Consider the following 22,747-nt stretch of genomic DNA (forward strand, 5'->3'; position numbering starts at 1 on the left):
GCCTCAGCCGAACCGGGCGAGGAAGCGAACGAGGCGGCGAATCCACGGGTTGCGCGCACTGTCAGCATAATAGGAAATCGCCGCGCGGCGAACCGCTTCCGACAGGGAAGGATAAGGAGAGACGAAACCGGCGAGATCGCGCACGCTCAGCTTGCGGGCAACGACCAGCGACAGGAGGTTGGCGATCTCGCCCGCCTCGGCCCCGACGACGCTCGCCCCGAGGACGCGCCCGCCGCGTCCGGCGACAAGCCGCACCAGCCCGTCCGTGCGCGCTTCGGCCTGCGCCCGGTCGTTGCCGGCAAAAGCCGCCTCCAGCACCCGCACCCGCGCCGTTCCGAAGCGGGTCCGCGCCTCCTCCGCGCTCAAGCCGACATGGCCGATCTGCGGATCGGTGAAGGTCACGCGTGGGATGATCTCGCGGTTCTCCTTCGCCGGCAGGCGGAACAGCAGCGCCCGGATGACCACCCCGGCGTGATAGCCGGCGACATGGGTGAACTGCAGGCCGCCGGCGACGTCGCCGATGGCATAGACCCGGCGGTTGGAGCTGCGCAGGTCCGCCCCCACGGCGATGCCGCGCCGGTCGAAGGCGATGCCCGCCTCCTCCAGGCCCAGCCCCTCGACATTGGCCTTGCGGCCTGCCGCCAGCAGCAGGTGCGTACCCTCGATCTGCCGCGTCGTGTCGCCCTCTCCGATGGTCAGGCGGATCGCGCCGGGCGTGCCGGAGACGGCGGTGACGCTCGCGCCCTCCAGGATCTCGACCCCTTCGGCGCGCAGCCGCTGCAGCACGATGGCGGCCAGCTCCGGGTCCTCGCGCGGCATGGCGCTGGCCGCCTCGACGACGGTGACGCGGGCGCCGAGCCGGCGATGGGCCTGCGCCAGTTCCAGGCCGACCGGCCCGCCGCCGATCACCAGGAGATGCTGCGGGCACTCGCGCAGGGTGAAGATCGTCTCGTTGGTGTGCCAGGGCACCGTGTCGAGGCCCGGGATCGGCGGCACGAGGGGCGAGGAGCCGGTGGCGACGACGAAGCGGCGGGCGCGGATCTCCGTGTCGCCGGCCACCACCGTGCGCGGGTCGCGGAAGCGCGCCGGCGCGCGGATCACCGTGACGCCGAGGCCTTCGAAGCGCTCCTGCGAATCGTGCGGGGAAATTGCGGCGATGACCTTGCGGACATGATCGTTGACCGCGGCGAAGTCGACATCGACGCGCGGCACGGCGATGCCGAAGCGCTCCGCCTCCTGCGCGTGGCGCGCCGCCTTGCCCGCGGCGATCAGCGCCTTGGAGGGCACGCAGCCGTAGTTCAGGCAGTCGCCGCCCATCTCCCCCTTTTCGATCAGCACGGTCTCGACCCCGAAGGCGGCAGCCGCCGCCGCGACGGAGAGCCCGCCGCTGCCGGCGCCGATGACGCAGATATCGGGAGTGAGGAGACGGGACATGCGAACCTCCTTGCAGGACGCGGAAACAGGCGCGACGTCAGGCTTGCGGCGGCTTGCGGCCACGCCATTTCCGCAACGCGACGGGAATGAGCGCGACCAGCCCCAGCGCGGCGAAGGCCAGCAGCAGTTTCGGCGTCACCAGCGCCGACAGCTCGATGCGGCAGGTGCCGGCCGCCGCGCAGCCGGGCGAGGCCGCCTCCTGCGCCGCGATCACGCTGTCGAGCCCGGCGCCGATGAAGGCATAGGCATAGGTGCCCGGCAGGATGCCGACGAAGGTCGCGACCAGATAGGGCTGCAGCCGCATGCCGAAGACCGCCGGGGCGACATTGACCAGCCAGAACGGGAAGACCGGGGCAAGGCGCAGGAACAGGAGATAGTGGAACGCGTCCTCGCGAAAGCCCTCCGCCAGGCGCGACAGGAACGGCCCGGCCCGTGCCGCCAGCGTCTCGCCGAGCGACAGGCGCGCGGCAAGGAAGATCAGCCCGGCGCCCGCCGTCGCGGCAAAGGCGACCACGGTGCCGCCGAGCGCCCAGCCGAACAGGAAGCCGCCGAGCACGGTCAGCAGCGAGGCACCGGGAAAGGACAGCGCCACCGCCGCCACATAGACGGCGGCAAAGCCGGCAACGGCGGGCCACAGGTTGTCCGAGACGATCCCGGCAAGCTCCGTGCGGTGGCGGATCAGTTCGGAGAGGCTCAGGTGCTCGTGCAGGCCGAAGGCATAGCCGAGCGCCATGGCCGCCAGGATGACCGCCAGCGGCAGGAAACGGCGCACCGACGAGCGGCGCGGAGCCGGCCCGCTCGCCTTCCCTGTCCGGCCCTCGCCGCTGTCCATAAGTCCGTCTCCCCCGTCCTGACCGACCGCAGCCTGCTTTCCTTCAGCGCGCATCGTTCAGCCTCCAGTCGTAGTCGTAACCGATGACCGGCGGGTTTGCATCGAGCCTTGCGGCAAGGCCTGCATCCGCATGGCTGCGCCAGTGGCGGCGCAACTCGCGCTCGCTGCCGAAATCCTCGTCGAACCAGCTGTAGATGCGCGACACGCGCAGGCCCTCGGCCCGCGCCTCCACCCCGCGCGGATGGTTGACGAAGGCGCGTGCCCCCTCGTCCAGCATCCGCTCCAGGTCGCGGGCGCGATAGGCGCGCCGTGCGAGGTTGGGGCAGCCGATGGAGGCGCAGTTGATGGCATAGTGCACCCGCGGCTCGCGCCAGCGCTTTCGCAGGATCTCGTGCTCGATGCCGTCGAGCGACAGGTCCCGCCCCTCCACGCGCACCAGGGTTTTGCGCCAGGGGCCGCGGGAGAAGAATCCGCCGCCCAGATTGATGTCGCGGATCGAGGCGACCGGATAATGGGCGAGCACCACCTGCAGCGTGACCGCATTGTAGAGATTGACCCAGTAGGCGAAGGCCTCGTCGCGCGGCAGGCGCGAGGCGGCGAGCCCGGCCAGACTTTCGATGTAGCGGTCGAGCGCTGTGCGCCCCTCCTCGCGAAAGCGCGCGTAGCGCACCCGGTTGAGGCCGTCGCCGCCCGCCACCACGTAGCGCTGCAGCAGCTCGGTGAAGGCCTCGTGCGAGGGCGCGGCCGCCTCGGCGCGCCGCGTGCCGGCAAGGGCCGCAGCACCGATTCCGGCGATCACCATGCGGCGCGACAGGGGGCGGCGCGACAGGGGCGTGCCGCCAACATCGTTGGCAGCGTCCGCCTGCGTCTTCCCGATCCTTCGCCTCCAAGCCATCGCACACTCTCCCCTCGGCCTTGCTGTCGTTCTAACGTCGATATGGGGGCAAGAGGTCGCAGAATCGGTTGCTCTCACCGTGAAGTGAACCTGCGGGCGGGGCGCGTGAGGCCCGCGTGAGCCGTTCATGAGCCGGGCATGAACCCGATTGTGCCGCCGACGAAGCGGAAACTTGCGCAAAGAGGGGAAAACCTGCGCTTCCTGCGCTGTCCAGACGCAGCGCTTGTCGTTGACTTCATCCGGTTCGGCCCGTATAAGCCCGGCAATCGGGTCGTGCTGACTTACGCGGCGCCCACGACGCCTCCGTGCGAACGGTCTTGAGGACCTTGGCCGGCGGGGGTCGACCACCAGAAAAATTCGATAACCAGGGCCGCGCGCCCCTCAGCGCGCGGGAAGAAGACAATGAAGCGCACCTATCAGCCGAGCCGCCTCGTCCGCAAGCGCCGCCACGGCTTCCGCAGCCGCATGGCCACGAAGAACGGCCGCCAGGTTCTCGCCCGCCGTCGCGCCAAGGGCCGCAAGCGGCTGAGCGCGTAACGCAGGCCTGGGCGGGCGGGCAAAGGAGTCGTTTCGGTGATCCAGCCCCCGCCGCGCACGACATTGCCGACGCTGCAGAAGCGCGCCGAGTTCCTGGCCGTCGCAAAGGGCGGCCGGAGCTCTCGGCGTGCTTTTGTCATGCAGGCAGCCGCCAGCGAGGACGGCCCGCGCATCGGCTACACGGTCACCAAGAAGACCGGCAACGCGGTGGAGCGCAATCGCATCCGCCGTCGTTTTCGTGCAGCCGTGCGCGCCGCCGCAGAGCAGGCGCGCGGCGATGTCGACTATGTTCTGGTCGGCCGGCGCGCAGCCTTGTCCGCCGGGTTCGGCGACCTGGTGCGGGAGATCGGCCAGTGCCTGGCCCGCGCCCCGCTTTCGGGCGGAGACGCGGCCCGGCCGCGCCACCGCAAGCGCCCCGCCCCGGGACATCCCGAACAGCGCCGTGGCGGTAGCGACCGCCGCGGCGAAACTTCCAGCGAATAACGAAGGTGAACGCCGACAATGGCCGAAAACCGTAACACGATCCTGGCTATCGTCCTGTCGCTGATCGTCCTGCTGGGCTGGCAGTATTTCGTCGCCCAGCCGCAGCTCGACAGGCAGCGCGAGCTTGCCCAGCAGCAGGCCGCCCAGAGCGAGCAGGCCACGGCCGACGGAACCCCGGCCCCGCAAACCCCGGGCGCGGCTCCCGCCGCCGGCCAGGGCGGCGCGAGCGTTCCCGGCAGCACCGGCCCGGTCGCCACGGGGTTGACCCGCGAACAGGCGCTGGAGGCCGGTTCGCGCGTTGCCATCGACACTCCGCGCGTCGGCGGCTCGATCAATCTGATCGGCGGCCGCATCGACGATATCCGCCTGAAGGACTATCGCGAGACCGTCGATCCCGACAGCCCGACCATCGTGTTGTTCTCGCCCAAGGGCGCGCCCAATCCCTACTATGCCGACTTCGGCCTTACCGCCGATCCGGGCGCCTCGGTCCGCCTGCCGGATGCCGCCACCGTATGGCAGGCTCCCGAGGGCGCGAAGCTGACGCCGCAGACCCCGGTGACGCTGACCTTCGACAATGGCGAAGGCCTCGTCTTCGAGCGGGTCATCTCCATCGATGCGGACTACATGTTCACCGTCGAACAGCGGGTGCGCAACGAGGGTGACGCGGCGGTGCAGGTCTATCCCTACGGCATGATCGTACGCAACGGCACGCCGCCGACCGCCGGCTTCTATATTCTGCACGAGGGACTGATCGGCGTGTTCGGCGATGCCGGCTTGTCGGAGGTCGACTACGACGACCTGCAGGAAAGCGGCCGCATCCGTCCGGCCGCCGTCAACCAGGGCTGGCTCGGCATCACCGACAAGTACTGGGCGGCCGCGCTCGTTCCCACGGGCGACGGCGATTTCCAGCCGCAATTCTCCTATGCCCAGGCGACCGACAACTTCCAGGCCGACTATCTGGGCGCGGCCGTGCGCGTCGAGCCGGGCGCGACGGCGGCGGCCACCACGCGCCTGTTCGCCGGCGCCAAGGAGACGGCGAAGATCGACGCCTACGAGGAGAACCTCGGCATCAAGCAGTTCGAGCTCTTGATCGACTGGGGCTGGTTCTACTTCCTGACCAAGCCGCTGTTCTTCTTCATCGACTACCTGTTCCGCCTGGTCGGCAACTTCGGCGTGGCGATCCTGCTGGTGACCGTCGTCATCAAGCTGATCTTCTTCCCGCTTGCCAACAAGTCCTACGTCTCCATGAGCAAGATGAAGCTCGTGCAGCCGCAGATGGTCGAGATCCGCGACCGCTACAAGGACGACAAGCAGAAGCAGCAACAGGCCCTGATGGAGCTGTACAAGAAGGAGAAGATCAACCCGCTCGCCGGCTGTCTGCCGGTGCTGGTCCAGATCCCGGTCTTCTTCGCGCTCTACAAGGTGCTGTTCGTCACCATCGAGATGCGGCACGCGCCGTTCTTCGGCTGGATCCAGGACCTGTCGGCTCCCGATCCGACCTCGCTGTTCAACCTGTTCGGCCTGATCCCCTGGGATCCGCCGCAGATGCTGATGCTCGGCATCTGGCCGCTGATCATGGGCGTCACCATGTTCGTCCAGATGAAGATGAACCCGGCTCCGCCGGACCCGACCCAGCAGATGATCTTCACCTGGATGCCGGTCCTGTTCACCTTCATGCTGGCCTCGTTCCCGGCCGGTCTGGTGATCTACTGGGCCTGGAACAACTCCCTGTCGATCGCCCAGCAGTGGGTCATCATGAGCCGGCAGGGCGTCAAGGTGGAGCTCTGGGACAATTTGCGAGGCTCCTTCAGCCGAAAGAAGGAAGAGCCGGCGGAAAAGCCCGCCGCAGACAAGGCGAAGGCCGACAAGCCGAAGGCGAAGTAAGCCGCTTTCCCACATCGCGAAAAGCACAGTGTGGCCCCGGAGCAACCCTCCGGGGCCTTTTTGCATGCCCTCTCCCTCCCGGGGTTGCGGGTGGGCCGAAGGCAACCCATTAAAGCGAGGTCAATTCGGGGAGAGGGCCGATGAACAGGATCGCCTGAAGATGGCGCGAGCGGTGGCTGCAACGACGGCTGCCCCGCGCCCGGACATTGCCGAGACGCTCCAGCGGGTCCTGATCGTCCAGGACCGGCGGGACGCGGCGCAGGCGCCAAGCGATACCTGATTTGACCCCGGAGACATTCCCATGCACGGACCCAACCCGCGCACGCGCCATCCCCTGTCCGGGGCGGCCCACACCGTCTTTCTCAACACGGTGATCACCCGCCCGACCATCCAGGTCGGCGACTACACCTACTATCACGACGAGGACCATGCAGCGGAGTTCGAGACCCGCAACGTGCTCTACCACTTCGACTTCATCGGCGACCGGCTGGTGATCGGCCGCTTTTGTGCGCTGGCCACCGGCGCCCGTTTCGTCATGAACGGCGCCAACCACCCCATGCACGGCTTCTCCACCTATCCCTTCGCGATCTTCGGCGAGGGCTGGTCGGACAGTTTCGACATGGCGGAACTGGGCGTCGGCTATCGCGGCGACACCATCGTCGGCAACGACGTGTGGATCGGCCGCGAGGCGATGATCCTGCCCGGAGTGACGATCTGCGACGGAGCGGTGATCGGGGCCGGCGCGGTGGTCGCCTGCGATGTGCCCCCTTACGCCATCGCCGTCGGCAACCCGGCGCGCGTCATCCGCCTGCGTTTTCCCGAGGAGGTGATCGAGCGCCTGCTCGCCATCGCTTGGTGGGACTGGCCGGCGGACAAGATCTCCCGGAATCTCGGCGCGATCCGCGGCGCGGACCTCGACAAGCTGGAGCGGGCCGTCTAGAGCATCGGACCGGATGGTGCCGCCATCCGGTCCGCGCATCCAGCGCCGCCACCGCACGCAAGCCGAGACAGACGCCGCCATGAGCCAGCCGGACGACCGCTCCGACGCAGACAGTCCCCACAGCCCGGAGGACATCGAGGCCGGCCGCCTGCTGTTCCGCCGCCCCTGGGCCTTCGTCACCAGCGTCGCGCATCTGGAGCAGCTGCCACCGGAGGGCGAGATCGAGGTCGCCTTCGCCGGCCGCTCCAACGTCGGCAAGTCGAGCCTGATCAACGCCATCACCGGCGTCAACGGGCTGGCGCGCACGTCCAACACGCCCGGCCGCACGCAGATGCTCAACTTCTTCGCCGCGCCGGAAAGCGCGGTGACCCTGGTCGACATGCCCGGCTACGGCTATGCCCAGGCGCCGAAGTCGCTGGTCGATGCCTGGACGGAGCTCGTCTTCACCTACCTGCAGGGCCGCGCAAGACTGCGCCGCGTCTTCGTGCTGATCGACAGCCGCCACGGGCTGAAGGCGAACGACCTGGAGGTGATGGGCTTGCTCGACAAGGCGGCCGTGAACTACCAGGTGGTGCTGACCAAGATCGACAAGATCAAGCCGGGCCAGCTGAAGCGGGTCCTCGACGAAACGGCGGAGAAGATCCGCAAGCGCCCGGCCGCGCATCCGCAGATCCTCGTCACCTCCTCGGAAAAATCGACCGGCCTTGCCGAAATCCGGGCGGAAATCCTCAAACTTTCCGCCGGCTGAGCGGGCACGCCGCAGTCGGCTCTTGCCGACCTGCGAAAAATAGGGATGCTGTTGCGCGGTCGCGGGGATCGGCGTCGACACGAGCGCCGAATCCCCTCATTTTTAACGCTGCGTAAAGTCGGATGCGCTATGCCTGCGGAATCGAGGGGACAACCGCATGCAAGTCGAACGCGGGAATGCCATGGACGGCACGTCCGGGACGGCGATGCGACGGCCTGGCGATGCCCGGCTGCGTGCCGAAATCGCCAGTCTGGAACTTGTCGGCCATTCTCCCGATCCGGCGCTGGACGGGATCGTCCGCCTCGCCGCCCGCATCACCCGCTGCCGCAAGGCCTTCGTCACCTTCGTGCACGGGCCCGAGGTCTTGGTGCTGGCCGGCACGGGGAGCGATGCGACGCGGGTTCCGGCCGCCACCTCGGTCTGCGGCGTCGCCTACCGGGCCGACCAGCCGCTTATCGTCCCCGACCTGACCGCCGACCCGCGCTTCAAGCACTTTCCCTATGTGGAGATGGAGGGCGGCAACCGCTTTTACGCCGGCTGTCCCGTGCGGCTGGAAAACGGCTTTCCCATCGGCACGCTCTGCGTCATCGACGACAGAATCCGTCCGCAAGGGCTGAGCGAGGACGAACTGGCGAGCCTCGTCCATCTCACAAACCTCACCGTTCGCCTGCTGGAGGGCCGCCGGCGCGATGCGCGCTTCTCCGATTATCTGGAGATCGCCTCTGACTGGATCTGGGAGCAGGACGCGGAATTCCGCTTCACCTATCTCTCGCCCAGCGCCGACCGGTATCTGCTCCAGATGGAGAGCTTCATCGGCAAGACCCGCTGGGACGCCCCGTCCGGCAATGGCGAGAGCCCGGAGTTCTGGGCCGAGCACCGACGGATGCTGGAGGCCCATCTGCCGTTCCGCGATGTCCGCTTCCGCTGCTACCGGGAAGGCAAGGAGCGGTTCCACTCGATCAGCGGCCGTCCGGTCTTCGGCGCCGACGGAACCTTCCTCGGCTATCGCGGCACGGCCAGCGACATCACCGACATGGAAGTCGCGAACCGGGAGCTGGAGCATCTTGCGCGCCACGATCCGCTGACGGGACTCGCCAACCGCGCGACCTTCGAGACGCGCGTCACCGACGCCTTCCGCCGCTGGCAGGAGACCGGCGAGGAAGCGACGCTGTTCCTGCTCGACCTCGACCATTTCAAGCTGGTCAACGACACGTTCGGCCATTCCAGCGGCGACCGGCTGCTGATGGAGACGGCGGAGCGTCTGCGCGCCCATGCGGGACCGCAGGCGACCGTCGCCCGGCTCGGCGGCGACGAGTTCGCCATTCTCGAGCCCTCGCTCGCCCGCGACGGGGCGATCGCCGAATATGCCGCCGGCCTTGCCCAGGCCATCTCCGTCCCGGTCGCGGGAACGGACGAGCACGAGGGCGTGGAATGCGGCTGCAGCATGGGCATTGCCGTCCTGCCGGACCATGGCGGCTCGTTCAGCCAGCTGATGGGCAATGCCGACCTTGCCCTTTACGAGGCCAAGTCCAAGGGCCGCGGGCGCTTCATGGTGTTCGATGTGCCCATGCGGCGCGAGGCGGACGAGCGCAACACGCTGGCGCGCGAACTCGTCGAGGCGGTCGAGCGACAGCAGTTCCACCTGCTCTACCAGCCGGTGGTGCGCATCGCCGACGAGGCCGTCATCGGCGCCGAGGCCCTGATGCGCTGGAACCACCCCACCCGCGGCACGCTGTCGCCCGCCGCTTTCATCGCCGCGCTCGACGGCACCCGCCAGGCAGCCGATGTCGGCTATTGGGTGCTGGAGGAAGCCTGCCGCACCGCCCGCCCCTGGGCGCTGACCGCGCCGCACGGCTTCCGCCTGTCGGTCAACCTGTTTTCCGGGCAGCTGCGCGACCCGCGGCTGGTCAACCGGGTCCGCTCGATCCTGGAGCGCACCGGCTTCGACGGGCGCAATCTCGACCTGGAGGTCACGGAGAACATCCTGCTGGCCCCCGGCGCCGATCTCGCCGAAACGCTGCAGAAGCTGAAGCTGCTCGGCGTTTCCATCGCGCTCGACGATTTCGGCACCGGCTACGGCTCTCTGAACCACCTGCTGCAGTTCCCCATCGACCGGATCAAGGTCGACCGGCAGTTCGTGCGCGGGCTCGGCGAGAAGGTCGACTACAACACCGTCACCCACGCGGTGGTGAAGCTGGCCGTCGATCTCGGACTGAAGGTGACGGCGGAAGGCATCGAGACCGAGGAACAGAAGAACTTCCTCGCGCTGATCGGCTGCAACGACCTGCAGGGCTTCCATTTCTCCCGCCCCGTCGCCGCCGAGCGCATCGCCGCGTTGATCGGCGCGGCCGAGGCGCCGGCCTCCGCAATGCAGGCCGCGGCGGTCGCCACCGCATCCTCCCAGCTCAAGGCGAGCGCCGTCTGACCGCTTTGCCCCCTCTTTCGCGCTACCCGTCTTTGCCGGGCCGCAATTGAGCCCATATCCGAAAGCAGCTATAGACCTTCGTCGATGCGCGGATGCTCGTCCGCCCTTCCTCATGTCCAGCCGAGGTGCCACTGCGTCCATGACCGAAACCGCCCCGATCAATCCCGCCAAGGTCATCTCCACCGCCCTGCCGCACATGCTGCGCTACGACGACCAGGTCGTGGTGGTGAAATACGGCGGCCATGCCATGGGCGATCCGGCCCTCGGCAATGCCTTCGCCCGCGACATCACCTTGCTGCGCCTTGCCGGCGTGCTGCCGGTGGTGGTGCATGGCGGCGGCCCGCAGATCGGCACGATGCTCGACCGGCTCGGCATCAAGAGCGAGTTCCGCAACGGCCTGCGCGTCACCGACAAGGCGACGGTGGAGATCGTCGAGATGGTTCTCGCCGGCTCGATCAACAAGGAGATCGTCCACCTGATCAATGCCGAGGGCGGCAAGGCGGTCGGCCTGTGCGGCAAGGACGGCAACATGGTCACGGCCGAGAAGCTGCAGCGGCGGGTACGCGATCCCAATTCGGCGATCGAGCAGATCCTCGACCTCGGCTTCGTCGGCGAGCCGGCGGAGGTCAATCCGACCGTGCTGCGCCTGGTCATGAAGGAAGAGCTGATCCCGGTGGTCGCGCCGGTCGCTCCCGGCGTCGACGGCGAGACCTACAACATCAATGCCGACACCTTCGCCGGCGCCATCGCCGGCGCGCTCGACGCCAAGCGGCTGCTGTTCCTCACGGACGTGCCCGGCGTGCTGGACGCGAGCGGCAAGCTGATCAAGGAACTCACCGTCTCGCAGGCGCGCGCGCTGATCGAGGACGGCACGATCTCCGGCGGCATGATCCCCAAGGTCGAGACCTGCATCGAGGCGCTGGAGCGCGGCGTCGAGGGCGTCGTCATCCTCAACGGCAAGGTGCCGCATGCGGTGCTGCTGGAACTGTTCACCGACCAGGGCGCCGGGACCTTGCTGCGCCCATGAGCATCACGCCGGTTGAGGGGCCCCACGCGCACGAACAGGACCTGCGGGTCTTCACGGGCGTGGAGGCCTGGGTCTTCGACCTCGACAACACGCTCTATCCGCCGAGCTCCGACCTGTTCTCGCAGATCGATGCGCGCATCTCGGACTATATCGCCCGCCATCTCGGGCTGGCGGCGGACGAGGCGCGGGCGAAGCAGAAAGCGTTCTACCGCGACTACGGCACCACCTTGCGCGGGCTGATGATCGAACACCAGATCGAGCCGGACGCCTTCCTCGAATATGTCCACGACATCGACTATTCGCCGGTGCAGCCCAATCCGGAGCTGGGGCGGGCGATCGCGCGGCTGCCGGGCAAGAAGTACATCTTCACCAACGGCGACCGCCCGCATGCGGAGCGTACCGCGGCCCGGCTCGGTATTTCCGAGCATTTCGACGACATCTTCGACATCGTCGCCGCCGGCCTGCTGCCCAAGCCGAACCTGGAGACCTATAATCGGTTCCTGGAAAAGACCGGCGTGTCGCCGGCGCGCGCCGCCATGTTCGAGGATCTCGCCCGCAACCTGCAGGTGCCGCACAAGCTCGGCATGCGCTCGGTGCTCCTGGTGCCCGAGGGCACGCGCGGCGTCTTCCGCGAGGAGTGGGAGCTGGAGGGGCAGAACGCGCCCCATGTCGACTTCGTCACCGACGACCTGGCCGGGTTCCTCAACGCGGTGCACGGGGCGATGAACGCCTGAGCGCGGAGACGGGCGATGCGGCTTGACCTCGTGCGCCGGCTCGCGCGGCCGACCAATGCGGCGTCCCGGACGGAGCGGGCCCTGCACCGGACGCTCCCCTTCGTCTACCGGCGCCTCGGCGGCGGCGTGCTGGCGCGGGCCGGGGTCGAGTTCCTCGCCTTCGGCGTCAAGCAGGCCTATGCCTGCATCTACGGCGCGCTGCTGCTCGCGCTGATCCTCGCCACCCGCTTCTGGTATCCGGAAGGGGCTGCGCTTGCCCGCTACGACTTTCTCTTCCTCGCCGCACTGGCGATCCAGGTCTGGCTGCTCGCCGCCCGCTTCGAGACCCTGGACGAGGCCAAGGTCATCCTGATCTTCCACGTCGTCGGCACGGCGATGGAAGTGTTCAAGACGGCCGCCGGGTCCTGGGTGTACCCAGAGGAGAGTTTCTTCCGCATCCAGGGCGTGCCGCTGTTTTCCGGCTTCATGTATGCGGCGGTCGGCAGCTATCTCGCGCGCGTGTCGCGGATCTTCGACTTCGCCTATTCCCGCTATCCGCCGCTCTGGACCACCTGGCTCTTCGCGCTGGCGATCTATGTGAACTTCTTCACCCATCACTACACGATCGACATCCGGCTCGGCCTGTTCGCCGCCCTGTTCCTGCTCTACGGGCGGACCTGGGTGCACTATTCGGTCTACCGCTATCGGCATCGCATGCCCCTGGTGCTCGGCTTCTTCCTGGTCGCGCTGTTCATCTGGCTGGCGGAGAATATCGGCACCTTCGCCCGCGCCTGGCGCTATCCCGACCAGGCCGACGGCTGGACGCTGGTCTCCATCGCCAAGCTGAACGCCTGGGTGCTCCTGATGATCATCTCTTTCGTGCTGGTGTCGCTGGTCAACCGCCCGCGCCGGGAGCCCTGAGCCTGGAGAAAATGTCGCTGTTCGTGCGGCTGGACGCGGCGCCGCCGGTGGCCTATGCCACCCGTGACCTTTCTTCCGTGTTCCGCCGACAGGACATCCCATGACATCTTGTGCCCTTTGCAATGCCGAAGGCGCGTCCGCCTTTGCCGTGTCCCCGCGCGAGGACAGCGTGCCGCTCTGCCCCGTTTGCCGGGCCGGCGCGGAGGACGGGCCGCAGGAGGGGCCGCACTGGCGGTGTCTCAACGAGGCGATCTGGAGCCCCGAGCCGGCGGTGCAGGTTCTGGCCTGGCGCCTTCTGAAAGCCCTGCCCGAAGCGCCCTGGGCGCGCGAGGCGCTGGAAATCGCCTGGCTGGAGCCCGAGGTGCTGGCCTGGGCCGAGGCAGGCGGCGCAGCACACGGCGAGGACGCCATCGTCCATGTCGACTGCAACGGCACGGTGCTTGCGTCCGGCGACACCGTCACATTGATCAAGGACCTGCCGGTCAAGGGCGCGGGCTTCACCGCCAAGCGCGGCACGGCGGTGCGCAAGATCGCCCTCGTCCCCGACAATGCCAACCATCTGGAAGGCAAGGTCGAGGGCCAGCGGATCGTCATCCTCTGCCAGTTCGTGAAGAAAGCCTGAGGCCCGTTCCTGAGCCTCGTTGCTGAGCGCCCTCAGGTGCCCAGCAGCAGCAGCACGATGCCGCCGGCGATCAGCACCGTACCGACGATCTCGCCCGGCAGCAGCTTCTCGCGGAAGAACCACCAGGACGCGATGAAGGTGAAGACCAGCTCCACCTGCCCGAGCGCGCGCACATAGGCGACCTTTTCCAGCGTCATGGCGGTGAACCAGCCGGCCGAGCCGGCAACGCCGACCAGCCCTACCCAGACCGCGCCGCGCCAATGGGTCAGGCTGGCGCGCAACTGGCCCGGCTCGCGCAGGGCCATCCAGGCGACCATGGCCAGCGTCTGGAACGCGGTTACGAAGGCCAGGGTGAAGCCGGCCTGCATCAGGAAGCCGGGACCGCCCAACGCCAGCGAGGCGGCGCGGTAGCACACGGCCGAGATGCCGAACATCGCCGCGGAGGCAAGGCCGATCTGCGCCGGACGTCCGGTCAGCGCGGACAATAGCGCCCCCGCACCTACCGGCTTTCCGGCCAGCGACACGAAGATCACGCCGACGACGCCGACGGCGATGGCAACGCCCGCCAGCGGCGTGATCGTCTCGCCCAGCAGCACCAGGCCGAAGATCGCCGCCTGCACCGGCTCGGTCTTCGAATAGGCCGTGCCGGCGACGAAGTTGCGCAGCGAGAACAGGTAGACCAGCAGGAAGGTCGCAAGGATCTGCGCGATGCCGCCGATCATGCCGAAGAGCGCGAAGGAGGCGTTCGGCTCGGGCAGCGGCATACCGCCGAGGAAATGCAGCCCGGCGAGATAGAGCAGCGCGAAGGGAACGCCGTAGCCGAAGCGCACGAAGGTGGCGCCGGTCGTGCCCAGCCGCGCCGTGAAGTGGCGTTGCAGGGCGGATCGGGCGTTCTGGCAGAAGGCGGCGAAAACCGTGATGGGGATCCACAAGTCCATGAGCTGCCACATACAGGAAGCGGCCGGTGCGCGACAGGCAAAAATGCGAAGGCACAGGCCGGTCCTGCAGACGGCCCGGCCTTGACTTCGCGCGGGAGCGGCGCTTAGGTCCGCGCGACGAATTCAGACGTTTTCCCAGGCACATTTTCCGGAGACACGCGCGCATGACCACTGCCAACACCGACAAGGCGAAGCTCGCCTCCATCATCGACGCCGCCTTCGAGGACCGCGACACGATCAACGCCCAGACCACGGGCGAAGTGCGCGATGCGGTGAACGCCGCGCTCGATCTTATGGACCGCGGTCATGCGCGGGTGGCGGAAAAGGCCGAGGGCGGCGACTGGGTCGTGAACCAGTGGCTGAAGAAGGCGGTGCTGCTGTCCTTCCGCCTCAACCCGATGGAGATCATCGAGGGCGGCCCGGGCGATGCCACCTGGTGGGACAAGGTGCCGTCCAAGTTCGACGGCTGGCGCGGCGTCGACTTCGAGGAAGCGGGCTTCCGCGCGGTGCCGGGCACCATCGTCCGGCGTTCGGCCCATATCGCGAAGAACGTCGTGCTGATGCCGTCCTTCGTCAATCTCGGCGCCCATGTCGGCGAAGGCACCATGGTCGACACCTGGGCGACCGTCGGCTCCTGCGCCCAGATCGGCCGCAACGTGCACCTGTCGGGCGGCGTCGGCATCGGCGGCGTGCTCGAGCCGCTCCAGGCCGGCCCGGTGATCATCGAGGACAATTGCTTCATCGGCGCCCGCTCGGAAGTCGTCGAGGGCTGCATCGTCCGCGAGGGCGCGGTGCTCGGCATGGGCGTGTTCATCGGCCAGTCGACCAAGATCGTCGACCGCGCCACCGGCGAGGTCTTCTACGGCGAGGTGCCGGCCTATTCGGTGGTGGTAGCCGGCACCCTGCCGGGCAAGCCGCTGCCCAGCGGCGAGCCGGGCCCCAGCCTTTACTGCGCGGTGATCGTCAAGCGCGTCGACGAGAAGACCCGCTCCAAGACCTCGATCAACGAGCTGCTGCGCGCCTGATCGCGCAAAAGCCCTGGCCGTGTCGCCGCGCCGTCAGGAGACGGCGTGGCGGACCGCCATCAGCGACTTCGGCAGGCCGATGAAGCGTTCGGTCACCAGTTCGGAGTCGGGGAAGAGATAGCGCATCTGCCGGCCGTCCAGCAGGCGCGCATCCTCCAGCGACACCATCGCCTCGTCGAGATTGGCCGCGCGCGGGTAGAAGCCCGTGCGCATCGCCAGGTGGATCCGGTAGACCAGCGGATCGGGCAGCCAGTGCAGCAGCGGAAAGCGCGCATGCGGCTCGATCGGGAACCAGAAGCTCGGCGTCTGGATCATGTGGCTCGGCGCCAGCCGCCGCGCCTCGCGGGCGAAGGCCGACTTGTTGGCCCAGCTGCCGACATGCTCGATCACCGAATTGGAAAAGGCGACGTCGAAGGAGTTGTCGGCATGCTCGGGCAGGTCGCAGGCGCTGCCATGCACCAGCTCGATCGGCAGGCTGCCGTCCGTCTCCGCCGTGAAGCCGAGATTGATGCAGGTGATGGTGACGCCGTCGAAATTCATCTCGTCGCGCCACACGTGCCAGAATTCCGGCGTGCCGCCGAGATCGACGATGCGGCAACGGCCCTTCGCCGCGACATGGTCGGCGACCATCGCCTTGAGGCGCTGGACCCGCCGCTTGCGGAAGACATTGCTGGAGGAGGCGGGCGAAAGGCTGAACACGGATACTCTCCCGGCGGTTCTGGCGTCGTCGGCGGTGCGGGCGGGCGTCCGACCACGGCCTTTTGCGTAGCAGCATTCCCATAACCGCCGATTAACGGGCGGGCAAAACGCCGCGCAGGGCGGGACAATCCCGGCAAGCGGCTTGATTGTCGCTCGCCGGCGGCCTACTTCGAAGGCAGCAGACCGTGTCCCGTCCAGGAAGTTCCATGTCGCAGCCGCAAGCATATCCGGGCCCGCTGGGGCCGTTCTGGCTGTTCTTCAGCCCGATCGGCCGCGTCTCGCGCGAGCCTTACATGCTGGCGCTCGGCTTCCTGTGGGCGGTCTTCGCGATCCCCGTCAGCCTCTGGGTCCAGACCCTGGAAATTCCCGGCGACCAGACCGCGGTCGTGTCGATGGAGGATTTCGTCAACTCGCATCCGCTGCTGCCCTACATGCTGTTCGCCAGCCACTGGGTCGTTCTGGCGCTCGCCATCAAGCGGCTGCAGGACCGCAGCCTCACCGGTTTCCTCGCCGTGCTGATCTTCGTGCCGGTGATCAACTTCTTCTTCGTCATCGGCCTCGGCCTGATGCCCGGCGAGCCGGGGCCGAACGCCTATGGCCCGCGCCCGAACAGCCGCTGGGCGAAACCATCCTGACGCCCCGTCCCTTTCCGCTCCCGCCCTTCCATCCGAAAGCCGCCTGCCCGTGACCGACCGTTCCCTTTCCCTTGCTGCCACCCTTGCCCGCGACCTGCTGCGCTGTCCGTCCGTGACGCCGGCCGAGGGCGGCGCGCTCGCCCTGCTGGAGGAGCGGCTGACGGCGGCCGGCTTCGCGGTCGAGCGCATGGTGTTCTCGGACCACGGCACGCCGGACGTGGAGAACCTCTTCGCCACCATCGGCACCAGGGGTCCGAACCTTGCCTTTGCCGGCCATACGGACGTGGTGCCGGCGGGCGATGCGGGCGCCTGGCGGCACGGCCCGTTCGAGGGCACGATTGAGGACGGCATCCTGCACGGGCGCGGCGCGGTCGACATGAAGGGCGGCATCGCCGCCTTCGCGGCCGCCGCCATCGCCTATGTCGCGGACAAGGGCGAGGCCCTGCCGGGCCGCATCTCCTTCCTGATCACCGGCGACGAGGAAGGCCCGGCGGTCAACGGCACGGTCAAGCTGCTGGAATGGGCGGCCGAGCGCGGCCACCGGTTCGACGCCTTCATCGTCGGTGAGCCGACCAATCCAGACCATCTCGGCGATGCGATCAAGGTCGGCCGGCGCGGCTCGCTGTCGGGCATCGTCACGGTCACCGGCGTGCAGGGCCATGTCGCCTATCCGCATCTGGCGAAGAACCCGGTCTCCGACATGCTGGCGCTGCTCGCCCGCCTCGACGCGCTTGTGCTCGATGCCGGCAACGAGCGCTTCCAGCCGTCGAACCTGGAGATCACCACCGTCGATGTCGGCAACACCGCCTTCAACGTCATCCCGCGCAAGGCGGTCGCCAATTTCAACATCCGCTTCAACGACATCTGGTCGGTGGACAGCCTCAAGGCGCATCTGCGTGCCGAGCTTGCCGCCGTCGAAGGGCTCACCTGCGACTGGCAGCTCGAGTTCACCAGCGATTCCAGCGACAGCTTCCTCACCCATGACGCCGACCTGATCGACGCGCTGGCCGACGCCGTGGAAGCGGAGACCGGCCGCCGGCCGGAGCTGTCGACGGGCGGCGGCACCTCGGATGCCCGCTTCATCAAGAACTACTGCCCGGTGGTCGAGTTCGGCCTCGTCGGCCAGACCATGCACCAGGTCGACGAGCGCGTGCCGCTCACCGAAATCGACGGCCTGACGGCGATCTATCGCCGCTTCCTCGACAGCTATTTCGCCGGCTAACCGACGAATCTCTCCCCTCCCCGTCACCCACACGGCCAAGCCGCAAGTATCTTTCCGAAGATGACGGGCAGGCGCGTTCTTGGTTGACTAAGACTGCTTGTTGCAGCATCGGGAAACAAGTGCGCCAGGGGAGGCAGGCAATGACGGGCGATCACGGCGGCGGCACCATCGACGGACAGCCCGCGCGGCGGCCCGATCCGACGCGGGTCAACGCCATCGGCTTCGATGCCATCGTCGACGCGCTCGGCGCCGGCATGCGCGACTTCCGGGCGGCGCCGCGCTTCGGCCTGTTCTTCGGCGCCGTCTATGCCCTTGGCGGCATATTGGTGCTGCTTACCGCCTCCGCCCTGCACATGAGCTATCTCAGCTATCCGCTGGCCATCGGCTTCGGGCTGATCGGCCCGTTCATCGCCGTCGGCCTCTACGAGGTCAGCCGCCGGCTGGAGACGGGTGCGCCGCTCGAGTGGCCGGGCGTCCTCGGCGTCGTCTGGGCGCAGCGCAAGCGCGAGATCGCCTGGATGGCCTTCGTCGTGCTCTTCGTCCAGATCATGTGGATGTACCAGGTGCGGCTGCTGCTCGCCCTGTTCCTCGGCTTCAAGTCGTTCGCCTCCTTCGGCGCCTTCGTCGAGGTGGTGGTGACGACGCCGGAAGGCCTGATGTTCCTGGTCATCGGCAATGCCATCGGCGCGGTCCTGTCGGTCATCCTGTTCTCGCTGACCGTCGTCTCCTTCCCCATGCTGCTCGACCGGGACGTCGACTTCATCACCGCGATGATCACCAGCGTGCGCGCGGTCGTCACCAGCCCGAAGCCGATGATCGGCTGGGCGCTGGTCGTCACCGCAACGCTGATCGTGTCGATGCTGCCGCTCTTCGCCGGCCTGCTCGTCGCCCTGCCGGTGCTCGGCCACACCACTTGGCATCTCTATCGCAAGCTGGTGCCGCCCGCCCCGCAGGAGGACGAGGCCGGCCTTCAGTCGCCGGAGAACGCCTCGTCGGCCTCTTCGCCCGCCGCGGCGACAAGCCCGGCGCGATAGGCGGCCAGCGAGGCCGCGTCCTCTTCCGCCGGGCGGTAGTCGACCTGCGTCAGGTAGAGCCCATCCGGCGGCGCCACCGGGCCGCAGGCTTCGCGGCTGCGGGCCGCCAGCGCTTTCGCGACATCCTCCGGCCCCCAGCGCCCCTCGCCGACCAGCCGCAGCGTGCCGACCATCGAGCGGACCTGGTTGTGCAGGAAGGAGCGCGACGAGCATTCGGCAATGAGGCTCTCTCCCTCGCGGCGCACGCTGAAGGCTTCCAGCGTCTTCCACGGGCTCTTCGCCTGACAGCGCGAATGGCGGAAGGTGGTGAAGTCGTGATGGCCGACGAAGACCTGCGCCGCCTCGTGCATCGCCTCAGCATCCAGCGGCTTCTTCACGTGCCAGGCCAGCCCCAGGTCGTGGGTCAGCGGCGCCAGCCGGTTGACGATGCGATAGCGGTAGTGCCGGCGGATCGCGGAAAAGCGGGCATCGAACCCCTCATGCATCTTCTCGCAGGCGAGGATCGCGACCGGATCGGGCAGGCAGTGGAAGTTGAGCGCGCCGAGCACCGTCGCCGCCGGCCAGTCCTTTGCAAGGTCGAGATGCGCGACCTGCCCGGTCGCGTGGACGCCGGAATCGGTGCGCCCCGCCCCGCCGATGGTCACCGTCTCGCCGGAAAACGCCTTCACCGCGCGTTCGATCACGCCCTGCACGGACGGACCGTTGTCCTGCCGCTGCCAGCCCACGAAAGGGCGGCCGTCATAGTCGACTGTCAGCTTGTAGCGGGGCATGGAACGGGATCGGCTCGCCGGTTGTCGCGCGGGGTTACTCGAAGGCCTCGAAGGGCGTGGCGAAGGTGACCTCGATGGGAAGGGCCGCACGGGCGGCCTCGCTCAGCGCCAGCGCCTGGAAGGCAGGTCCCGCATAGGGGCCGGCGACCTTTTTCGCAAGCTCCGGATCGAAGCCGAAGCGCGGGTAATAGCCGGGATGGCCCAGCACCAGGACGAGATCCTCGCCCTCCTCGCGCAGGGCTGCGATCCCGGCGCGGATCAGCGCCGAACCGATGCCGCCGCGCTGGCGGTCGGGACTGACGGAAACGGGCGCCAGACAGGAGATGGCAAGGCGGTGGCCGGCGCCCGACCCGGTCACCCGCGAGAAGGCGATATGGCCGACGACGCGCCCGTCCCGGTCGACCGCCACCCGCTCCAGCACCAGCGCACCGCAGGAGCGCAGTTCGTCGACCAGCCGCGCCTCGGCCTCGTCGCCGAAGGCCGTGGCGATGACCATGGAGATATCGGCCTCCTCGGCAGGGGTGGCAGGGCGGATCTCGGGTTCAAGCGCAGGATGGGTCATCTGAATGGTCCGTTCGGCCTCGCGGCACCTGACAGCGGTCTGGTTCGCCCGGCATCATAGCCTGCCGGGCGTCCGCTTGGCGATGGATGACCCCGTTCACGAAAGCCGGGTGCCGGGGCTGAGCTGCGCCCCGCGCTGGAACTCGGCCGCCGGCATCGGCTTCTTGCCGGCGCGCTGCAGCTGCACCAACCGCACCGCGCCGCTGCCGCAGGCGACCAGCAGCTCGTCGCCGGTGGAAAGCAGCGTGCCCGGTTCGCCCGAGGCACCCTCGTCCAGCGCAGTGCGCAGCACCTTCACCCGCTCGCTGCGACCGGCGATTTCCATCTCGCACCAGGCCCCGGGAAAGGGCGAGAGCCCGCGCACATGGTCGTGCACCTCGCGCGCCGGCAGGGCCCAGTCGATCCGCGTTTCGGCCTTGTCGATCTTGCGGGCGTAGGTGACGCCCTCCTCGGCCTGGGGCGTCGGCACCAGGCCGCCGCGCGGCAGGGCCGCGAGCGCGCGCACCATCAGGTCGGCGCCCAGCACCGACAGGCGGTCGTGCAGCTCGCCGGCCGTCATGTCCTGTCCGATCGCCAGCTTCTCGGCCATGTAGACCGGCCCGGTGTCGAGCCCGGCTTCCATGCGCATCACCTCGACGCCGGTTTCCAGGTCGCCGGCCATGATCGCCCGGTTGATCGGCGCCGCACCCCGCCAGCGCGGCAGCAGCGAGGCATGCAGGTTGAGGCAGCCATGCACCGGGATGTCGAGCACCGCCTGCGGCAACAGCAGGCCGTAGGCGACGACGACGGCCGCGTCCGGCGCCAGCTCGGTAAGGGCGGCGCGCTCCTCCTCGCTTTTCAGCGATTGCGGGCAGCGCACCGGAATGCCCAGCGTCTCCGCCGCCTGGTGCACCGCCGACTTGCGCTCATCCATGCCCCGGCCGGCCTTGCGCGGCGGCTGGGTGTAGCAGACGACGACATCGTGACCCTGGCCGACGATCTCCATCAAGGTCGGAACGGAAAACTCCGGCGTTCCCATGAAGACGATGCGCAAGGTCATGATTTCTCCTTCGAAGGATCGAGCCGCGGCTCGGCTTTCAGGGTGTCGGGATAAGTCATGCGAGACCCGGCAGCAGGACCTTAAGGCTCGCCACCATCATTTCCATGGCGATGGCGGCGAGGATCATACCCATTAGCCGGCTCATGATGCTGATCGCGGTTCGGTTCAGAACCCGCGACAGCATCGGCGCGGCAAAGAAGGTGGCCGCGAGCACGGCGACCATGGCCGTCAGCGCCGCCACCAGGGCGATCTCCTGACCCGTCCCGCTCGCCTGCTCGCGGAAGATGACGATGGTCGAGATCGAGCCGGGGCCGAGCAGCATCGGCACGGTCAAGGGGTAGATGCCCGGATTGTCGACGTTCCGGTGGTGCTCTTTCTCTGCGTCCGTGCCGGCCTGTGCGCTGCTTTCCCCGCCATGCAGCATGGACAGGGCGATCAGCAGGATCAGCAGCCCGCCGGCAAGGCGGAAGCCGTCGATGCTGATGCCGAACAGCGACAGGATCGCCTCGCCGCCGAAGAAGACGACGAGCGAGCCGGCGATGAGGCCGAGCGTTGCGGTCAGCGCGACCGCGCGCTTTCCGGCGGCATTCCGGTCGCTGGTCAGCGCCAGGAACACCGGCAGGTTGGCGACCGGGCTCATGATCGCGAAAAGCGCCGCGAAGACCTTGAGGAAGAAGGCGATGTCCATGCGTCCGGCTCCCGGGTCGCAGGTTCGGGCTGCGGCGCGGCTCAGGCCTTTTCGGTCAGCCGGGCCTGCTTCTGGAACTTCTTCACGACGCGGTCGCGCTTCAGCTTGGAAATATGGTCGATGAACAGCACGCCGTTCAGGTGGTCGATCTCGTGCTGCAGGCAGGTGGCGAGCAGGCCGTCCGCCTCGATCTCGCGCTGCGCGCCCTCGCGGTCGAGGAAGCGCAGGCCGATGCGCTGCGGCCGCTCCACGTCCTCGTAATATTCCGGGATCGACAGGCAACCCTCCTGATAGACGGAGCGCTCGTCGGATTCCCAGACGATCTCGGGATTGATCACCACCATCGGCGCGGGCGTCTCGCCCTCGCGCGCCACATCCAGCACCAGCATGCGCGTCGGCACGCCGATCTGGATCGCGGCCAGCCCGATGCCCGGCGCGTCGTACATAGTGTCCAGCATGTCGTCGGCCAGCTGGCGCACGGCGTCGTCGACGCTGGCGACCGGCTCGCTGACCAGGCGCAGCTTGGGATCCGGCAGGATGATGATGTCGCGTTTCGTCATGGTGCTGAGATATGGGAGAAGGCCGCCCGCGTCAACGCGCGGATGCGCCCGGAACGCACGATTTCCGCGGTTTGCGACCCCTTCGCCATGGGCTGCCGGCCTCCTCCGCGTCTTC

At 68.2% G+C, this 22,747-nt stretch carries 24 protein-coding genes; 14 read left to right on the forward strand and 10 right to left on the reverse strand.

The annotated features are described in order from the left end of the window. Positions 1-3 precede the first annotated feature (3 nt). Genes MNI96_RS14845 through MNI96_RS14855 form a run of 3 tightly spaced genes read right to left on the reverse strand, consistent with a single transcriptional unit; the run spans position 4 to position 3,161 of the window. Positions 4-1,434: a dihydrolipoyl dehydrogenase family protein gene (locus tag MNI96_RS14845; RefSeq protein ID WP_249694384.1), complete on the reverse strand. Its 1,431-nt coding sequence runs from the start codon at positions 1,432-1,434 to the stop codon at positions 4-6. 37 nt (positions 1,435-1,471) lie between these two features. Further along, positions 1,472-2,320, reverse strand: a complete 849-nt coding sequence (locus MNI96_RS14850; protein WP_249694386.1) for a TVP38/TMEM64 family protein — start codon at positions 2,318-2,320, stop codon at positions 1,472-1,474. After that, positions 2,310-3,161: a DUF547 domain-containing protein gene (locus MNI96_RS14855; protein WP_249694388.1), complete on the reverse strand. Its 852-nt coding sequence runs from the start codon at positions 3,159-3,161 to the stop codon at positions 2,310-2,312. The genes MNI96_RS14850 and MNI96_RS14855 overlap by 11 nt, the downstream gene beginning before the upstream one ends. Before the next feature lie 402 nt (positions 3,162-3,563). Here MNI96_RS14855 and rpmH point away from each other — a divergent pair, with 402 nt between their 5' ends. From rpmH to MNI96_RS14905, 10 genes are all read left to right on the forward strand, one after another. Next, positions 3,564-3,698, forward strand: a complete 135-nt coding sequence (gene rpmH, locus MNI96_RS14860; protein WP_067220180.1) for a 50S ribosomal protein L34 — start codon at positions 3,564-3,566, stop codon at positions 3,696-3,698. 36 nt (positions 3,699-3,734) lie between these two features. Beyond that, a complete protein-coding gene (rnpA, locus tag MNI96_RS14865; RefSeq protein WP_249694389.1) occupies positions 3,735-4,181 on the forward strand; it encodes a ribonuclease P protein component in 447 nt (148 codons plus the stop codon). Positions 4,182-4,199: 18 nt separating this feature from the next. Continuing rightward, positions 4,200-6,065, forward strand: coding sequence for a membrane protein insertase YidC (gene yidC / locus MNI96_RS14870; RefSeq protein ID WP_249694391.1), 1,866 nt, complete (start codon positions 4,200-4,202; stop codon positions 6,063-6,065). A gap of 301 nt (positions 6,066-6,366) precedes the next feature. After that, positions 6,367-7,005: a CatB-related O-acetyltransferase gene (locus MNI96_RS14875; RefSeq protein ID WP_249694393.1), complete on the forward strand. Its 639-nt coding sequence runs from the start codon at positions 6,367-6,369 to the stop codon at positions 7,003-7,005. Between the two features lie 37 nt (positions 7,006-7,042). Then, positions 7,043-7,753 carry a ribosome biogenesis GTP-binding protein YihA/YsxC gene (gene yihA / locus MNI96_RS14880; RefSeq protein ID WP_502960347.1) on the forward strand — a complete coding sequence of 237 codons (711 nt, stop codon included), beginning with the start codon at positions 7,043-7,045 and terminating at the stop codon, positions 7,751-7,753. A gap of 157 nt (positions 7,754-7,910) precedes the next feature. Continuing rightward, on the forward strand, positions 7,911-10,178 hold the full coding sequence (locus MNI96_RS14885) for a sensor domain-containing phosphodiesterase (RefSeq protein ID WP_249694397.1): 2,268 nt from the start codon (positions 7,911-7,913) through the stop codon (positions 10,176-10,178). Between the two features lie 139 nt (positions 10,179-10,317). Beyond that, positions 10,318-11,205: an acetylglutamate kinase gene (gene argB / locus MNI96_RS14890; RefSeq protein ID WP_249694400.1), complete on the forward strand. Its 888-nt coding sequence runs from the start codon at positions 10,318-10,320 to the stop codon at positions 11,203-11,205. Further along, entirely contained in the window at positions 11,202-11,939 is a 738-nt protein-coding gene (locus MNI96_RS14895; RefSeq protein ID WP_249694401.1) for a pyrimidine 5'-nucleotidase, read from the forward strand. Before argB ends, MNI96_RS14895 begins: the two co-directional genes overlap by 4 nt. Positions 11,940-11,954: 15 nt before the next feature. Further along, a complete protein-coding gene (locus MNI96_RS14900) occupies positions 11,955-12,839 on the forward strand; it encodes a DUF817 domain-containing protein (RefSeq protein ID WP_249694402.1) in 885 nt (294 codons plus the stop codon). 100 nt (positions 12,840-12,939) lie between these two features. Continuing rightward, positions 12,940-13,461 (forward strand): alkylphosphonate utilization protein, encoded by a 522-nt coding sequence (locus tag MNI96_RS14905; RefSeq protein WP_249694403.1) that lies wholly within the window; start codon positions 12,940-12,942, stop codon positions 13,459-13,461. Between the two features lie 32 nt (positions 13,462-13,493). Here MNI96_RS14905 and MNI96_RS14910 read toward each other — a convergent pair whose 3' ends face one another. After that, positions 13,494-14,399: an EamA family transporter gene (locus MNI96_RS14910; protein WP_249694404.1), complete on the reverse strand. Its 906-nt coding sequence runs from the start codon at positions 14,397-14,399 to the stop codon at positions 13,494-13,496. Between the two features lie 164 nt (positions 14,400-14,563). Between MNI96_RS14910 and dapD the strand changes: the two genes are divergently transcribed. After that, positions 14,564-15,424: a 2,3,4,5-tetrahydropyridine-2,6-dicarboxylate N-succinyltransferase gene (gene dapD / locus MNI96_RS14915; RefSeq protein WP_249694405.1), complete on the forward strand. Its 861-nt coding sequence runs from the start codon at positions 14,564-14,566 to the stop codon at positions 15,422-15,424. A gap of 33 nt (positions 15,425-15,457) precedes the next feature. Here the strand turns inward: dapD and MNI96_RS14920 are convergent, their stop codons facing one another. Further along, positions 15,458-16,123, reverse strand: a complete 666-nt coding sequence (locus tag MNI96_RS14920; RefSeq protein WP_199681134.1) for a class I SAM-dependent methyltransferase — start codon at positions 16,121-16,123, stop codon at positions 15,458-15,460. Between the two features lie 206 nt (positions 16,124-16,329). Between MNI96_RS14920 and MNI96_RS14925 the strand changes: the two genes are divergently transcribed. The 3 genes from MNI96_RS14925 to MNI96_RS14935 all read left to right on the forward strand — a co-directional run bounded on the left by MNI96_RS14925 (position 16,330) and on the right by MNI96_RS14935 (position 19,014). Further along, entirely contained in the window at positions 16,330-16,758 is a 429-nt protein-coding gene (locus tag MNI96_RS14925; protein WP_249694406.1) for a DUF805 domain-containing protein, read from the forward strand. Between the two features lie 49 nt (positions 16,759-16,807). Beyond that, entirely contained in the window at positions 16,808-17,980 is a 1,173-nt protein-coding gene (gene dapE, locus MNI96_RS14930) for a succinyl-diaminopimelate desuccinylase (protein WP_249694407.1), read from the forward strand. Positions 17,981-18,120: 140 nt separating this feature from the next. Continuing rightward, positions 18,121-19,014, forward strand: a complete 894-nt coding sequence (locus MNI96_RS14935; protein WP_502960345.1) for a DUF2189 domain-containing protein — start codon at positions 18,121-18,123, stop codon at positions 19,012-19,014. On the opposite strand, the gene truA is transcribed toward MNI96_RS14935, so the two are convergent. From truA to def, 5 genes are all read right to left on the reverse strand, one after another. After that, positions 18,951-19,784, reverse strand: coding sequence for a tRNA pseudouridine(38-40) synthase TruA (truA, locus tag MNI96_RS14940; RefSeq protein WP_249694409.1), 834 nt, complete (start codon positions 19,782-19,784; stop codon positions 18,951-18,953). The genes MNI96_RS14935 and truA overlap by 64 nt on opposite strands. Positions 19,785-19,818: 34 nt before the next feature. Continuing rightward, entirely contained in the window at positions 19,819-20,346 is a 528-nt protein-coding gene (locus MNI96_RS14945; RefSeq protein WP_249694411.1) for a GNAT family N-acetyltransferase, read from the reverse strand. 96 nt (positions 20,347-20,442) lie between these two features. Beyond that, the gene (gene fmt / locus MNI96_RS14950) at positions 20,443-21,378 is read right to left on the reverse strand and encodes a methionyl-tRNA formyltransferase (RefSeq protein WP_249694502.1); all 936 of its coding nucleotides are present in this window, start codon (positions 21,376-21,378) and stop codon (positions 20,443-20,445) included. Positions 21,379-21,439: 61 nt separating this feature from the next. Beyond that, positions 21,440-22,072, reverse strand: a complete 633-nt coding sequence (locus tag MNI96_RS14955; RefSeq protein WP_249694413.1) for a MarC family protein — start codon at positions 22,070-22,072, stop codon at positions 21,440-21,442. Positions 22,073-22,113: 41 nt separating this feature from the next. After that, positions 22,114-22,632, reverse strand: a complete 519-nt coding sequence (gene def, locus MNI96_RS14960; RefSeq protein ID WP_249694415.1) for a peptide deformylase — start codon at positions 22,630-22,632, stop codon at positions 22,114-22,116. Between the last annotated feature and the right edge of the window lie 115 nt (positions 22,633-22,747).

This window comes from Stappia sp. WLB 29 (genome assembly GCF_023507705.1).
Lineage (GTDB): Bacteria > Pseudomonadota > Alphaproteobacteria > Rhizobiales > Stappiaceae > Stappia.

Bases quoted from the DNA above. Each gene is read 5' to 3' on its own strand.
- MNI96_RS14945 (WP_249694411.1), bottom strand. From the start codon at position 20,346: ATGACCCATCCTGCGCTTGAACCCGAGATCCGCCCTGCCACCCCTGCC.
- MNI96_RS14850 (WP_249694386.1), bottom strand. From the start codon at position 2,320: ATGCGCGCTGAAGGAAAGCAGGCTGCGGTCGGTCAGGACGGGGGAGAC.
- MNI96_RS14900 (WP_249694402.1), top strand. From the start codon at position 11,955: ATGCGGCTTGACCTCGTGCGCCGGCTCGCGCGGCCGACCAATGCGGCG.
- MNI96_RS14875 (WP_249694393.1), top strand. From the start codon at position 6,367: ATGCACGGACCCAACCCGCGCACGCGCCATCCCCTGTCCGGGGCGGCC.
- truA (WP_249694409.1), bottom strand. From the start codon at position 19,784: ATGCCCCGCTACAAGCTGACAGTCGACTATGACGGCCGCCCTTTCGTG.
- MNI96_RS14885 (WP_249694397.1), top strand. From the start codon at position 7,911: ATGCAAGTCGAACGCGGGAATGCCATGGACGGCACGTCCGGGACGGCG.
- MNI96_RS14895 (WP_249694401.1), top strand. From the start codon at position 11,202: ATGAGCATCACGCCGGTTGAGGGGCCCCACGCGCACGAACAGGACCTG.
- MNI96_RS14905 (WP_249694403.1), top strand. From the start codon at position 12,940: ATGACATCTTGTGCCCTTTGCAATGCCGAAGGCGCGTCCGCCTTTGCC.
- def (WP_249694415.1), bottom strand. From the start codon at position 22,632: ATGACGAAACGCGACATCATCATCCTGCCGGATCCCAAGCTGCGCCTG.
- MNI96_RS14925 (WP_249694406.1), top strand. From the start codon at position 16,330: ATGTCGCAGCCGCAAGCATATCCGGGCCCGCTGGGGCCGTTCTGGCTG.
- rpmH (WP_067220180.1), top strand. From the start codon at position 3,564: ATGAAGCGCACCTATCAGCCGAGCCGCCTCGTCCGCAAGCGCCGCCAC.
- MNI96_RS14935 (WP_502960345.1), top strand. From the start codon at position 18,121: ATGACGGGCGATCACGGCGGCGGCACCATCGACGGACAGCCCGCGCGG.
- MNI96_RS14845 (WP_249694384.1), bottom strand. From the start codon at position 1,434: ATGTCCCGTCTCCTCACTCCCGATATCTGCGTCATCGGCGCCGGCAGC.
- MNI96_RS14955 (WP_249694413.1), bottom strand. From the start codon at position 22,072: ATGGACATCGCCTTCTTCCTCAAGGTCTTCGCGGCGCTTTTCGCGATC.
- argB (WP_249694400.1), top strand. From the start codon at position 10,318: ATGACCGAAACCGCCCCGATCAATCCCGCCAAGGTCATCTCCACCGCC.
- MNI96_RS14855 (WP_249694388.1), bottom strand. From the start codon at position 3,161: ATGGCTTGGAGGCGAAGGATCGGGAAGACGCAGGCGGACGCTGCCAAC.
- yidC (WP_249694391.1), top strand. From the start codon at position 4,200: ATGGCCGAAAACCGTAACACGATCCTGGCTATCGTCCTGTCGCTGATC.
- MNI96_RS14910 (WP_249694404.1), bottom strand. From the start codon at position 14,399: ATGGACTTGTGGATCCCCATCACGGTTTTCGCCGCCTTCTGCCAGAAC.
- dapD (WP_249694405.1), top strand. From the start codon at position 14,564: ATGACCACTGCCAACACCGACAAGGCGAAGCTCGCCTCCATCATCGAC.